The sequence below is a fragment of the Photorhabdus africana genome (genome assembly GCF_035181445.1).
GTDB lineage: Bacteria > Pseudomonadota > Gammaproteobacteria > Enterobacterales > Enterobacteriaceae > Photorhabdus > Photorhabdus laumondii.
In genome coordinates, this window is record NZ_JAXBVE010000045.1 from 1 (window position 1) to 13,473 (window position 13,473).

Here is a 13,473-nt window from a genome sequence, read left to right on the forward strand (position 1 = left end):
CGTCACCATTTGCTGAGACATGACATGAGTGAGTGAATTGCCTACCGTGACCACGGCCGGGATGCCCAGCAACGACAGTTGGATATACGTCATCATCGCGGCAACCGGGTCGATATCGACACAAAACGCCAACATCTGCTGCTGAGGATTAAACCCCGCTTCCAGCATGGCCTGATGCATCGCAATAATCATCCCGCCGGCACCACAAGCCGGGTCAGACACCGTGATATATTCATGCTCTCCGGATCCCAACTTCGTCAAGCCTTCAGTGAACTGCATTCTGGCCATCATATGGCTGACAGGAAACGGCGTAAAATACTGACCGGCTTGGTCATTACCTAATTCCAGCGCCATGAAAATAGACCCCAGAAAATCACCGACTTCATACTCCAGTCCCATAATAACTTCACTCAGCAAACGACTCAGCCGGAATGCATCTTCACGGGAATAACGTTTAACCCGCTGCATATAGTCCGCTTCAAATTCCTCATTTTGCAACAGCGCGTTATACAATGAACAGGCTGCCATATGCACAAAATCACAGAACACCTGCCAGCGATTTTCATGGGGTGCAATCTGGTTAAACAGTCTGATAAAAGCCTGTTTATGTGGATTCGGTTCCCGGTAAGTTGCCGCCAATGGCAGTTCCACAACGTTATCGTCAATTGGATCATTATCTTCATCCGCATAACCACGGTCAGACGCCACCGGCGGTAACAACAACCATTCAGAATGTGATGATCTGTCCGGTTCGCCAGTATCCGCAGGTTCTGTCACCGGGATCCGAGCATAGTTCAGATACGATGGCTGGCTGGCGAATAACGCCAGTGCCTCGCTGGCCTGCCCCAACTCTTCCGGAAACAACCTGCCTTCTGGCTGGTCATGTCGTTCCCAGTGATATATTCGGGCTAAAGCACTGACAGCCATCAGCGGCGTGATACCCTGATCAATATGGCGCTGAACCACCTCATCATATTCCAGCATGGTGTCATTCAGCGGCAAACCATAGTGTTCACTGAGCAACACGGTAGCCATCTGCTGCCACAATTCCACCTGGGTCGGTAACTGCTGTCTGCTGTCTTGCAAATAATCCATAGCACGGCGGGCATCATTAGCCACTTGAAATAACCACCACGGATCTGAACCCAAAGCGTGTTCCCAGGGTACTGTATTATCAGGATATACTGGGTTACCCCGAACACCGGTTAATGCCGCCACAAACGCCGCGCCCAATGCTGTCACCCATTGTTCCCGGGCTTCATCTAACTCACTTTGGGTTGTCAGGCCAAAGCGGTTTAACCGGGACGGATGGCCAGTGGCATAAACCAGTTGATGCAACAAGTCATGCCAGTATTGTGAATCTTCAACGTAGTCCCGCCGGACAGGCAGCTCAATACGATCATGCCATGGTCGGTAAACGGGCATGATGCCCGACCGATGAACCACCGGGATCCCACTGGCCGTCACTAGTTGCTGAACAGCGGTAAAACCGGGAGCCGGACGGGGAGGTAAAGGACAACCGGGTTGAAGTTCTGTCGGCAGTCCTTCACATTGTTCCAGATTAATGACACGTATCAGCGACATTGAAGGCTGGTAACGGACGATGGTTGTCGGTTTTTCACCTTTGACCACCCATCCGCCTAACGCTCTTAACTCATCACCGGTTAACCAGCGGTTAGATATCAACTGCCGCTGCAACATAGTTTGCCAGAGCAACAGCACATTGATACCGCTAAACGGTTGTCCGGTCAGCGCATGCTGCGGCAAACCGTACTCACTGGCCGCTTGCCAGGGCTGCTGCCAGGGCACCCATCCACTTTCTAGGCTGTCTGTAAGACGTCGGGTTATTAACCGGCAGATATCATCCGGTAGGTAAGAAAGGGTCATCATCTTTCCTGTCTAAAATTAAGGAAGAGACCCGTCCACAGGGAGTCGTCTCTCCCCGGGAGATAAATAATTAGCGCATGAAATAATGAGCTATTTTGGCCGGTAACGCGATCAGCCAGTGATAAGCTGCTGACAAGTCAACTTCGTAAACGTGAAGCATCAAACACACGCCTGTCACCAGCGATGTCAATGCTATCCCGGTCAACAGCCAGCGACGACGCTGCCTGAGTTTTTTCTCCTTTAGCTGAACCTGTTGATACAGGAACAGCCCCAGCGTCTGCAACTCACTGAACCGGTGAAATTCCTCACGCCGTAAGGCTTCACAAGCCTCATCGTAACGCTCAAGCTCGGTCGGATGATGGCGAGCAAGAAAACAGCGGTAACCATGATTTCTCAGCGTGTGATAGTGATTGTCGAATTGCGCCTGCAGCCACTGATTAAACCGGCTACGGGTTTTTCTGAATATCTCCGGTTCAGCCAGCCAGCGCCTGCACTGACAGAGACTGAGACGGTTCCCGAATGTGTTCTTTCGTCGTCATTGTACTCATAGGGTTAACTCCTGTTGTAAAAAAATGACTGACGGAGTTAACCCTCGCGGGTTTCCCCGTCAGGGTGATCAATAAATTAAGCGTCCAACGCAATCAGCAACCGATCAGATTCATGTTTAAGCCGCAGCGCTTGCCACAAAGGAGCCTTCATGTCGCCGTCGTGCGGCAAACAGAAAAAACCAAACGTCACCTCACAGACTCCCGGCTTGGCTGCCGACCAGGCTTTGAATGCCTGGTAAATCAGTTGATGAAACCGTTCTGTTTCATATTCTAGCGCAGACGGATAACTTACCATTCGCAGCCAGACAGGCTCCTCAATCGCCACGGCCGGCATCACCGCCCGGGTAACGGCAGTCAACGTCTTATTGACCATTATGCGGCCTCATCATAAGCCTTCGATAAACTACGCTGTCTCAGCAGACGCGTGAGCATCTGTTGCGCCGAATCCACCGCTTCCGTTTCGTCGATAAGGTACCGCTCGCCATAAAACGGCTCCGGACTCTCCTCACCGAAATACAGCAACTCCACACCCGGTTTGTAGCTGTGTCTATCTCTAACCACCACCGGTCTCCCGCACGACTTAGCGTCATCAGAAAGTTGCCATTTACCGGCATACACCGTGAGTCTTCGCGCATGAGCTGCCGGTAACCTCACCGGTCTTCGCCGTAACAACCAGGACAGTACATGGTAAAACGACAAAGAAATCCAGCGAATCACGCCCCAAAGCACTGTCACAAAGATCATTAGCATGGTTCGTCTCCTTTTATCCCCATAACAACCGGAAAACCAGTAACAACACACCCAGCGTTAAGATCCCTGCAAATTTAAGCAGCGTTATCACGCTCAAAAGTTTGAAGAGTGCGTCACGATCACGGTAGTCACATTCATCACGGATCAAATCGCGGATGAGGGATTGTTGTTTCGGGGTTAATGTCTCTGAAGCCGGCAGGATTATCGGATCAGAAGGTGAATGAAAAGCAGGCATTAACAGCTCCTGTTACCGGAAACCCGCCCTTGACGGGGACAAGCCCCGGGAAGTGAAAAAAGATGTCCGTCAAGAACATCATACAAAGTGAATAAATCCGTCAGGTCAATCCTTATCAGGACGCCTTTAAGATACGGGAACTGGCCCTGTTATCGCCAACCCGGGAAACACGCCTCACTTGGGTTAAATAAAAATTCAGTTCGAATAAGCAGATAATATTTAATCAATAGCCGCGAGTATTTTTTCAGCTTCTGAATGCCCACGAGCATAACCATACAAAGCATGAAAGGCTTTAATATCGTCGTCCTGCTCACTGAAATCTGCCAGTTCATACAGAGAGAATAGCGTCACCGTGATGCCAAAAGCCTCCGCTGACATGATCCCCTCAAAACCATTATCCTCAACAAACACACGGTATTGTTGTTGAAACGTCGGAACGGCATAAAAAATGCCATTTGACAAAACACGGCCCTCCCAGAAATCGCCCTGATACCCGGGACATAACCGAATGGCCCGGCGAAAAAACATTTTCTTTAACAACGCCTCAAGCCAGCTTTGTGTCGAAAACAGTTCTTCAAACCGGACAGATTTCACCGATATTTCCGTTGATAACGATAAAGTTTGCATAATATTTCCTCGAATGAAAAAAACGAGGAACACTCTCCCTGTATCAGGGAAAAGTCTTCCCCGTCAGGGTGGTAGTCAGAATGGGTATCACGGTATTAACCGCTTATCCGGCAGGTAGAAAATCTCATGACGCCAGTCACCGCAGTCATTATCATCACTGCTGTCAACAGGGGTCAAACAGGTTTCCTATACGTGGTTCGCTTGTACGGGCAGACTCGTGAGTCTCAAAGCCGCATTTTATATTTCCTATTGGCAATCCTCCTGATTACTAAGGAGGATTGTCACCCATCGGGAAACTAAACGCCTCCACTGGGTCAGTAAAATTGCACCTTCATCACTGATGAGTGATACCCGTTTTCAAAGGATAAACGGGTGTACCGCCCAAAGGCGCCACTTTGCAGGCTACAGTGGCATTACAGGTCACTCGAAAGCGTCAGTCTCAGACCCCCTGACATTAAGAGCAGTCACCCGAAAGCGTTCCTCTCAAACTGCAAGAACATTGACAGTTGTTCAAAAACAACAAATAAGCCAATATATGCTAAACAGAATACTTTTCTTATTCAAGCTAAATCCAAAAACAGATTAATCATGGCCACCCTGTCTATTATACACACGGGCAACATAATGCCCTCGCCCGTCACCATGCCCTAAATCCATTGAAACCATCGCTTCCGCTTCTTTTCGACTGAATCCTTTCGACAGATGATAATTTATGGCCTCAACAGCATAAGCATAACGCAAACTGTGTGGCGAAGACTTTCCGGTTAACCCCGCTTCCCTGACGATATTCCGGTAACGATCAATGGCCGAATGTAAATTCGGTTTATCAATCAAACGACCCTGATTTTTATTGGCATACTTTATTGCCGTTCTGACTGCCTGGATCACTTTATCCCGATCAACCACCGTCGTGTCACGGGGACGTCCTCCTTTTGTACCAAACACTACCCTTACTCTTTCATCCCCACGCAATAAAGCTTTTTCCCACGTTCTTAATGATTTTGCCGCCTGAACCGCTTCTTCCGTTCGCAGTCCCAGATAACGAGAAAGTTGCATAGCCGCAGCTACCCCTTCATCTTTCCCCCGGACCAAAACAAGCGTCGTGTGATAACGCTCATCCGAAATCGCCATCTTAGTCCCCTCCCGGCTGACGCCAGATAATCCGAGCGCATGATTACTTAACCGTTCGTGATGAGGGTTAGCTAATTGAGATCTTCCCGCCATAGCGAATATCGCCCGAACAGCCGCCATCTCATTTTGTAACGTGCGCTTTGAAATATTCTCTGACTTTCGGCTATCGATATATTTTTCAATATGATTAATTTTCATATTCTTAATATCACGGATTTGAATATTTAATATCGCCATGCTTTCTGCCAGACGTTTGGCGATTTTCATTCTGTCTGAAACGGTTTTAAAACTGCCGCCAGCCTGACGGGCCAACGTGACTAACTGTTTACTCAACTTTGACATTCAAACGATTTCCTTTTTAACCCACACGACACCACCGCTTGTAACCTGACGGAGGCAAGCAATACAAAACAGTATTCTGAATATCATCTCTCAACCCCAACGGCACAGTTTGATTTGCGCTTCCTGCGGCTCGACTGATATCTGTGCATCGGGGTGGCGAAAGGTTGAGTTCTTACGAGGCACCCCAGCTCTCTGAGCTGTTCGCGGTTTACACCGTCCTGACCGTTGTCAGACTACCTCCAACGCCAGTTTTCACTGACGTCGCCATCAATATCGAGTCGATTGTTCTCCTTCTTCTGAATATAAAACGTCAACATGATTGTTTTTCACTCAAGACGTTAGGGTAAGTGGCAGTCTTCAAACTATCCTGACCAATGTACTACGTATCGATCAGACGGTAGAAGACGTGGGGAAAGCTTGTATTACGTGGTTTGGCAGGTTGTACGCTGGCAGCGTCACTTGGTTTTCGTTATCACGCCAACAAGTGACGCTGCCGGTTTCCTCTGGGCCCAATGCGTTGTCCGCAAAATATCCAATAACCTGTCGAATCTGACAACAGTCATCCAGACTACTGAACGAAACCACCCAGGCAAGCCAATCGTAGAAAGCAAAATCAACCCGCAGGTTATTGTTTGAGGATACTGGCAAGTCAGAAAATTGCCTGTGAAATTGCACCTTCATCACTATTGTTAGTGATACCCGTTTTCAAAGGATAAACGGATTTGCCGTCCGAAGACGCCATCTCTCAGGCTATGATGGCATTGAGATCAGTCACCCGAAGGCGTTCCTCTCAGACTACGGGAACATTAACGATCGCTTACGCGATAACGAATACTGCCTTAAATTAATCAAGGTCTATTTCAACGTCAAGAAAGCTTTTCATAAAAGAGTAGTCATTCTCGCTCCTCAAAAAACAAAGCATAATGTCAGATTGACAGAGACGAATCCTGATTGACGATCTTAATTACTCAAAGATTAACGATTTTTTACCAAAAATTTATCCCCTTCTGAGCATCAGCAGTTAATTGACAATAGGTTATATAAGCGCCACCGGCACACTTCCCTTTCATTCAGTGAAATCATCGGGTTTCTCAGAGTCGAGTCGTGAACAGCAAATTTTCGGCTTCTACGGCTGTAGTAACTCTACTTTTCTAACAAAAACCCCCATTGACGACTCGTTTCAATCAATCCAGTTACCATTGACATATCCTGTGAAATTTTGTGGCACAAACCACAACAGCAAGAGACTAAGTTGACCATCTTCCAATACATCTCGCCAATGTGGCATCTGCGGGTTGATCAAATGACCATCACCAGACTGTAGCATCGTCTTGTGCACAGCCATTGGAGTTTCTACATAAATTGGCCACGCCTGATCCTTTGATATTTCTGGTTTAGTCTCAACTGGTAACGACATAACCCAAGAAAATGCCAGCACATCATCCTTGTGGCGAGGCAAGATCGCTCCTGACTTGTAGATAGTCAAAGCGTTATGCCCTGGCTTAACTGGATCTGGTAATACTTGATTGATCAACGTGCAAACCTGACCCTGTATATAAAAAGAAAACTCGTCCCGATGATACCAAAAACGTTGTTGAGTACTGCCATTGGCACGATCCAGCAGTAAATATTTCTTGTCCATCATAAAACGCATGTATTTCCGCGCGATCGCTAGTTCGATTGGTGACAGGATACCCTCAAAAGTAATGCAAGAATTCTGAACCAATTGCTTCTTTAGTTCGCTCAATTGCCACGACCATTGCTCTCGTCGTGTTTGAATCATACTTGGATCATACACAATGCCGCTGTAAACGAATAGGACAAACGTTTCCGGATCTAATTCATTAATACGCATACGAGCAGACAACAGATCACTCAGATTTTTTTGCTGAGTGGGTGTTAGCCAATACATTGACAAAATGTCCTTGACCGGATCATGCACCCATATACTGGGAGAACAGGATAAAGCCCACTTCAAATTCGGAATCTGCCCACGCAGCTTGACATCCAGACTATCAATCGACAAGTAGACTCTCGGATTGAGTTGATAGAGATGAGAAGACGCATCAATTGCTGGCAGGTGATTCCGATAAAACAGCGGCAATTCATTGATCAGACTACTTGACAATTGACAGTGCTGACTAAAGAAACGCTCAAATAAAGGCAATTTATCCACAGGAGTAATCAACCCATGCTTGAGCAAACGATTTTTCATCGCTCTTGGAAGAACGTCGAATTGTTCTGAACTCAGCCCTTTCGTGATAATGTCAAATACCTTAGAGGTGAACTTGGAAGACCAAGCCGGTAGTACGACCGTCTCCCTCAGAAAATCGTTCTCATACTGGGAATAAAAAGCCATAAATACAAAAGAGGCAACGTAATAACAACGCCCATTGAACCTGATTGATACATAACGACCACTGTTGAGTACATTGAACGAGCGTTTAAAGCGGCCGAGTATGCCAAGTCTGTCGATCGGTTTCAGGAACCCAAAGTCGATTAATTGCTCAAACAAGTACTTAGGATATTGTGATACCTGCTCGTTGTTAAGCCGAGATTGCGCTAACCTTACCAACAGCTCACACATCTGTAATTGATCCGTAATAGTAAACGATACATACTTGGATCTTGTTGCATGCGTGGTGAAATTACGGAAGCCTACAATCACCTTACACAAATCATTAACTACCCATTGCTGTTTCGTATCATTAACATGAACATGCATTTTTCTTACTCCTTGGGTTGAATTTTCCAATCAGTAAACGCACACCTCCTAATGCATGTCTGATAAAGTACACACGCCACTTCCAACGCCTTGGACGAACCACAATTCCGGTCAAGCATAATTCTATTCCATCAAGCAAATCACAAATCAAAGCATCGTGAACCCAGCGTGTAAAACAATGCCATATTAAGTAGTGAGACCTGCTTAGACGAAGGTGAGTAAAATGGATAATTAACGTCTTCCCCTGCATATAAGGATAGATTAAAAAGCCATGTACACCTTCATAGCCATCGGGCGAGATAAAACGAAATAAAACCCCCTCGTCCGGTTGATATTGCTCCACTCTATATCGAGTTGCTCCATGTCCCCCCTCGGCCCCTACCCGTATTGGACCATCGAAATCATCACGCGGCCATTTTTTATACGGCCAACATGGAGAGAGTGGTTCATCAAAACGAGCTAACAACTCACCCAATTGTGTAGGTATACAATCTACAATGCGCATATGGATACTGCTGACATTAGAGACTCTGGCTTCATTACTTACTATCGCCGACATCGATATCATTACATCCTCCCGTAAAATCATTGTCTGGCACTCAGTATTTCAGACTAAAGTTTATCTAACAGACGTTGCAACGATACAGCATAGGCTCGTAAGTCATCATAGTGATACAACTCTTGAACAGCGCCTATCACTTCTCTTAGTTGCTTGTTATCACACACATTATTTAACTGGCCGTACTGGTCGTGTAGTTGGGTCAACCACTGCAAAGTTAAACATTGCAGTTCTCTAGCAACCATTTTAAAACTTATGAATCCCCCCTCCATTGGACAAACCGAACGGGTCTGTAAAATAGCTGATTGGATCACTGTGTTTTCATCATCTTTGACTATACACAACTCTACTGGCTGCTTGACCGCATAACCGCCCACAATTACTGAATATATGCCAGGTTTTACATACCCTCCACCACTATGCGCTGCCCCAGGTAACCAGTACACCACAGCATGGCGGGAATTAAAGAAAGTAATTTCCCTCCCTCTATAGTGGGCAAAATCTGGACAAACGAAATTAGTTAACAAAAAACCACGCTCTGCTGGATGTGGGATCACATTGCTCAGCGGCCTAGGGTCACACTGATACATTTTTTCAAATACTAGATACAAAGGGTCCTCAGAAAACTTCAAATAACGATAACCAATCTGGCGCAATCTGTGTTTTATCAGTTCAAACATTATGTTTACCTTGCCTTTAATGAAGCTGTAATTAAACCTTCCAGATAATAAATAGTGGACTGATGATAAAAATCCTTAACACGAATCTTGCACCCAAAGACGTGCTCAACCCTATTCAGCATCTCAATTACCTTCAGTGATTGCCCACCTAGTAAGAAAAAATCACAGTCAAGGCCGATATCGCTTTGCTGCAATATATCCTGCCAGATCTCGATGAGCTGTTGTTGGACAGCATTTTGAGCTTGTATCACATATTTTGTATCGAAGAAGTTGATAGAAAGAAGACACTCAGTGTCGATCTTCCCATTTTCATTAATTGGTATAACCGAAATGATGAATAATTCATCAGGAAGCATGTAGGCCGGCAAACGTTCACTAAGATGATCCCGTAACTCACTTAAACCATAATGATCTATAGCACAGTTCGGAGCATCTCTTAGTCCATAGTGCCCTACCCAAATCGACGGATCGTAGTAATGCGCATGATTACTATCGAGATCGACGATAACTTCCTGCAACGTTTCAGGCAACAATTGAGGACCCTGCGTATCAAGGGTCACACCAATCCACTCACGCCACTCATCCAGTGTCCCCTCTATCAGTTGTGAATGGATCGCTACTCCCAGCGTCTTAGCCCCCAAACGCTCATGAGTCCGTAACCAAAAATCAAGTGGCTCACCATTCCCATCACGAGCCTCAACCCAAGAAGTTACGTCCATATTGCTGTGATCAAGCATACCTACGGGTCGCACAGGCCCAAGGAATTGATCGAGACCATGCATTCTCGTTAAGGCTCGGAACCCTTCAACGATCTTGTTACTCAAACCTAACCCTTGATAGCGACTATCAACAATACCCGCTAATCCCAGTATGGTGTTCGGTTCAATCCCCTCAGTATGTTGCCGAAAAGCTAACTCTATGCCGTTGTCCCAGCCCCTTGGTAAAGAGGCGATTTCACCATCCCAATACATGGGAATACCGTTAGCAACACAGGCTACATTGTCCTCTACATCAAGCAAACAGAACTGATAGGACGGGAATTGTACATACAATTGTTCCCAATAACGCTTCAACACCGAGCTACCTTCAAAATACCTAGGCCAAGTCTCATAGTGGATTAGATTCATATACTTGCGCAACCAAGGTCGTTGAGCCACTGTGCTTTGGTAGTATATTTGATCACTTACTTTAAAGCAGTTAACTACACTATCTCGAAGCTCAACAAAAGCATTGAGCCTCCCTCCCCCATTCTCCTGTTCTTGCCATTGCACGACTGCTTTTGCTACTGCGGGGTGCAGCAGTAATGTGCTTTCTATATCACCCAGCTCCACACGATTACCACGTACCTTAACCTGATTATCCTTCCGCCCGATATAGTGTAGCACCCCAGTTTTATCAAACTTACCCAAATCTCCAGTACGGTATAAACGTAACGATTTTCCCCCAGGGAAAAAAGTTTTTTCAAAGAAAGCAGCCTCAGTCAAGTGTGGTGCTTGCCAATAGCCCGGACTCAATCTAGGAGATGCGATACAAATTTGCCCAGTTACACCGATAGGAAGCGGTTGGTCATACCAATCCAGAACAAACACCTGTACATTTGGCAAAGGGTGCCCTATCGGTACCATGTTCCCATGAACCGGCTCGGAGCAATCAAAACACAAAGCATCTATAGTCACCTCAGTTGGGCCATAATGGTTGACTAAGCGACAGCCAAAAGAACTTATAGCTCTATCACATACACTACGATTTAGCGCTGCTGCACCACAAATAATCAGTCGAAGTCGACTATCTATTGCTGGCCTTCTCAACCTAGCTTCGCTCAACCCATCCAGCATCAATGGTACAGTTTGGAATACCGTTACGTAGTGACGATCTATGACTTCAATGGCAGTAGTGGGTAATTTAGCTTCCGGATATGGCCACAATACAATCTGGGCACCACAAGCCAAAGGCCAGCATAAATCCAGTAACGATGCATCAAAAGAACTAGCCGTCCAGAACAACATACGATCTGTTTCCTCTAGTCGATAGCGATCCTGAGTAGATGCAATCAAATTAATCAAACTACTATGCAAGATCGGTATTCCTTTGGGCTTTCCCGTTGTACCAGAAGTAAATAAAAGGTAAGCAATACCATCAGGGCTGGCACGACTAGGTATTCTGTTAATCTTGGACAACATCACAGCTTCCAGATCTTCAACTATTAGTGTGTGTGGACTGAGAGGCAATGCTAGACTTGCCAGCCGACGGCAGGTGATGAACGCTCGGAAATTGACTTGCTCTGCAACATCCTCCAATCGGTTACTCGGCCAATCTTCGTGCAATGGCACGTAAATTGCCCCAACTCGCATGATAGCCAACAAACTAACCACCAGCGACACTCTCGGCTCCAACAACACACCGACCCTATCTTGTTCTACTATACCCACCGCTAACAATGTAGTCGCCAATTGCATCACTTGAGACGCTAGCTTTCCATAGCTGAGTTCATCAACGGTATCTATCAATGCTATACGTTCTGGATGGTTTTGCCATTGCTCATCGAACCAATCCACAATAGTCGCTTTTTCATCAGCACCTAGCACATCAATATTATTGAAGTCAACCAGCACCCGTAGTGCTGCACTCGGCGATAGTAATGAGTAATTTTCCAATGAGCGAGTTGGATCCGTTATCACTTGAGTGAATAAGGTCATCACATCATCTAGGATACGGTTAGCACTTTCCTTGTCGTACAAATCGCTATTATAAGTACAAAAAAATTTAATATCGCTGCCAACCGGGTCCATGCCAATCGCAAGATCAAAACGAGCGCCATGGTTTTCCGCCGTGTAGACATCCTTGGTATATAAACTGCCTACACCAAGGGGAATTGTAATAAACTCCGATTTGTTATTTTGCACTCCTGCCATAACGGAAAATAATTTGGGACGTGATAAATCCTTTTGGTAGCTGAGTTGTTCTATAATCGACACGCAAGGATAGTGACAATGCTCAATAGCTCCCAAGACAATCTCGGTAACCTGTTTGAGTAGATCCATAAAACTCATACCAACCAAAATACGGCAACGAATCGGCATGGGTACAGCAAAACAACCAAGTAATAATTTATCTTTATTTTTTCGTCCGGCGATTGGACAACCAAGAACAAAATCCTGCTGACCACTGATACGGTAAAAATACAGCTCGAGCACCGCTAATAATAATATGAATAGAGTACTATTTTGCTGGATATAAAAACCCTTTATCTCTCGTACCATATCACGGGGCAACCAGATTTTAACTGTGTCACCGTTATAAGTTTGCAGAGCAGATCTTGGCCAGTCAGTAGGAAGCTCTAAGGGATTAGGAGGTTGATGAAATTGGCTCATCCAATAAGCTTGGTCATTTTTTAACTGCCCTGATGTCAGATCTTTGTTGATTTGATCGGCATAATCAAGAAATGTTGTTTCCAAAGTAGGCAAATGGACATCAATACCTTCGGCCTTAGCCGTATACAGTGCAGTAAACTCGCGGATTAAATTCATGGTGCTGGTCTCATCCCAAATGATGTGATGCACCGTAAAAATCAACTGATACTCTTCCGCTGGATAAGAAATTAAGTGCAACCTGAACAGATGCTCATGATCGATATCGAAAGGCTGTCGTGCGAAATACCGAGCCAGCTTCTCCTGCTCCTCGGCTACAGATACCAGAGCCAATTCTGTACGATCGATAAAGAACGTTTCAGGTTGCAACACAATACGTTCACCCAAAAATTGCTTTGGCTTACCATCCGCATACACCATCCTGATGCGAAATATATCATGCCTATCCAATAATATTTGCCATGTCTGCATGAACACTGTAGGCTGGATACGCTGTAAGAAGAAATGATTGAAGCTAATATTATATACCGCACTCTCCGGATTGAGTTGATATGTATACCACTCAGGAATCTGGCTTGGTGCCAAGTCATGCAATTTACGTCCACTTTTTTGATTCCCCAT

At 45.8% G+C, this 13,473-nt stretch carries 13 protein-coding genes; 1 reads left to right on the plus strand and 12 read right to left on the minus strand.

The annotated features are described in order from the left end of the window. A partial coding sequence (locus tag SLS51_RS24180) for a TA system toxin CbtA family protein (protein ID WP_323840228.1) occupies positions 1-1,890 on the minus strand: 1,890 nt, incomplete at its 3' end. Between the two features lie 67 nt (positions 1,891-1,957). Continuing rightward, positions 1,958-2,170, minus strand: coding sequence for a hypothetical protein (locus SLS51_RS24185; protein WP_323840229.1), 213 nt, complete (start codon positions 2,168-2,170; stop codon positions 1,958-1,960). A gap of 72 nt (positions 2,171-2,242) precedes the next feature. Between SLS51_RS24185 and SLS51_RS24190 the strand changes: the two genes are divergently transcribed. Beyond that, positions 2,243-2,437 (plus strand): hypothetical protein, encoded by a 195-nt coding sequence (locus SLS51_RS24190; protein WP_323840230.1) that lies wholly within the window; start codon positions 2,243-2,245, stop codon positions 2,435-2,437. A gap of 74 nt (positions 2,438-2,511) precedes the next feature. On the opposite strand, the gene SLS51_RS24195 is transcribed toward SLS51_RS24190, so the two are convergent. The 10 genes from SLS51_RS24195 to SLS51_RS24240 all read right to left on the minus strand — a co-directional run bounded on the left by SLS51_RS24195 (position 2,512) and on the right by SLS51_RS24240 (position 13,473). Next, complete coding sequence (locus tag SLS51_RS24195; RefSeq protein WP_323840231.1) at positions 2,512-2,730, minus strand: hypothetical protein; 219 nt, start codon at positions 2,728-2,730, stop codon at positions 2,512-2,514. 77 nt (positions 2,731-2,807) lie between these two features. Then, positions 2,808-3,107, minus strand: coding sequence for a hypothetical protein (locus tag SLS51_RS24200; protein ID WP_323840232.1), 300 nt, complete (start codon positions 3,105-3,107; stop codon positions 2,808-2,810). Between the two features lie 91 nt (positions 3,108-3,198). Beyond that, the gene (locus tag SLS51_RS24205; RefSeq protein ID WP_036776922.1) at positions 3,199-3,420 is read right to left on the minus strand and encodes a hypothetical protein; all 222 of its coding nucleotides are present in this window, start codon (positions 3,418-3,420) and stop codon (positions 3,199-3,201) included. A gap of 219 nt (positions 3,421-3,639) precedes the next feature. After that, positions 3,640-4,047, minus strand: a complete 408-nt coding sequence (locus SLS51_RS24210) for an antirestriction protein (RefSeq protein WP_051560679.1) — start codon at positions 4,045-4,047, stop codon at positions 3,640-3,642. A 582-nt stretch (positions 4,048-4,629) separates the two neighbouring features. Further along, positions 4,630-5,520 (minus strand): integrase domain-containing protein, encoded by an 891-nt coding sequence (locus tag SLS51_RS24215; protein WP_323840233.1) that lies wholly within the window; start codon positions 5,518-5,520, stop codon positions 4,630-4,632. A gap of 390 nt (positions 5,521-5,910) precedes the next feature. Next, positions 5,911-6,168 carry a hypothetical protein gene (locus SLS51_RS24220; RefSeq protein WP_214089534.1) on the minus strand — a complete coding sequence of 86 codons (258 nt, stop codon included), beginning with the start codon at positions 6,166-6,168 and terminating at the stop codon, positions 5,911-5,913. Between the two features lie 532 nt (positions 6,169-6,700). Next, on the minus strand, positions 6,701-8,245 hold the full coding sequence (locus tag SLS51_RS24225) for a hypothetical protein (RefSeq protein WP_323840234.1): 1,545 nt from the start codon (positions 8,243-8,245) through the stop codon (positions 6,701-6,703). Then, positions 8,229-8,804, minus strand: a complete 576-nt coding sequence (locus SLS51_RS24230; RefSeq protein ID WP_323840235.1) for a hypothetical protein — start codon at positions 8,802-8,804, stop codon at positions 8,229-8,231. Before SLS51_RS24230 ends, SLS51_RS24225 begins: the two co-directional genes overlap by 17 nt. A gap of 53 nt (positions 8,805-8,857) precedes the next feature. Further along, positions 8,858-9,484, minus strand: coding sequence for a hypothetical protein (locus SLS51_RS24235; RefSeq protein ID WP_323840236.1), 627 nt, complete (start codon positions 9,482-9,484; stop codon positions 8,858-8,860). A gap of 5 nt (positions 9,485-9,489) precedes the next feature. Next, positions 9,490-13,473, minus strand: a complete 3,984-nt coding sequence (locus SLS51_RS24240) for a non-ribosomal peptide synthetase (protein WP_323840237.1) — start codon at positions 13,471-13,473, stop codon at positions 9,490-9,492.

Bases quoted from the DNA above. Each gene is read 5' to 3' on its own strand.
- SLS51_RS24195 (WP_323840231.1), bottom strand. From the start codon at position 2,730: ATGGTAAGTTATCCGTCTGCGCTAGAATATGAAACAGAACGGTTTCAT.
- SLS51_RS24230 (WP_323840235.1), bottom strand. From the start codon at position 8,804: ATGTCGGCGATAGTAAGTAATGAAGCCAGAGTCTCTAATGTCAGCAGT.
- SLS51_RS24225 (WP_323840234.1), bottom strand. From the start codon at position 8,245: ATGCATGTTCATGTTAATGATACGAAACAGCAATGGGTAGTTAATGAT.
- SLS51_RS24235 (WP_323840236.1), bottom strand. From the start codon at position 9,484: ATGTTTGAACTGATAAAACACAGATTGCGCCAGATTGGTTATCGTTAT.
- SLS51_RS24240 (WP_323840237.1), bottom strand. From the start codon at position 13,473: ATGGGGAATCAAAAAAGTGGACGTAAATTGCATGACTTGGCACCAAGC.
- SLS51_RS24210 (WP_051560679.1), bottom strand. From the start codon at position 4,047: ATGCAAACTTTATCGTTATCAACGGAAATATCGGTGAAATCTGTCCGG.
- SLS51_RS24190 (WP_323840230.1), top strand. From the start codon at position 2,243: ATGATGGCGAGCAAGAAAACAGCGGTAACCATGATTTCTCAGCGTGTG.
- SLS51_RS24215 (WP_323840233.1), bottom strand. From the start codon at position 5,520: ATGTCAAAGTTGAGTAAACAGTTAGTCACGTTGGCCCGTCAGGCTGGC.
- SLS51_RS24205 (WP_036776922.1), bottom strand. From the start codon at position 3,420: ATGCCTGCTTTTCATTCACCTTCTGATCCGATAATCCTGCCGGCTTCA.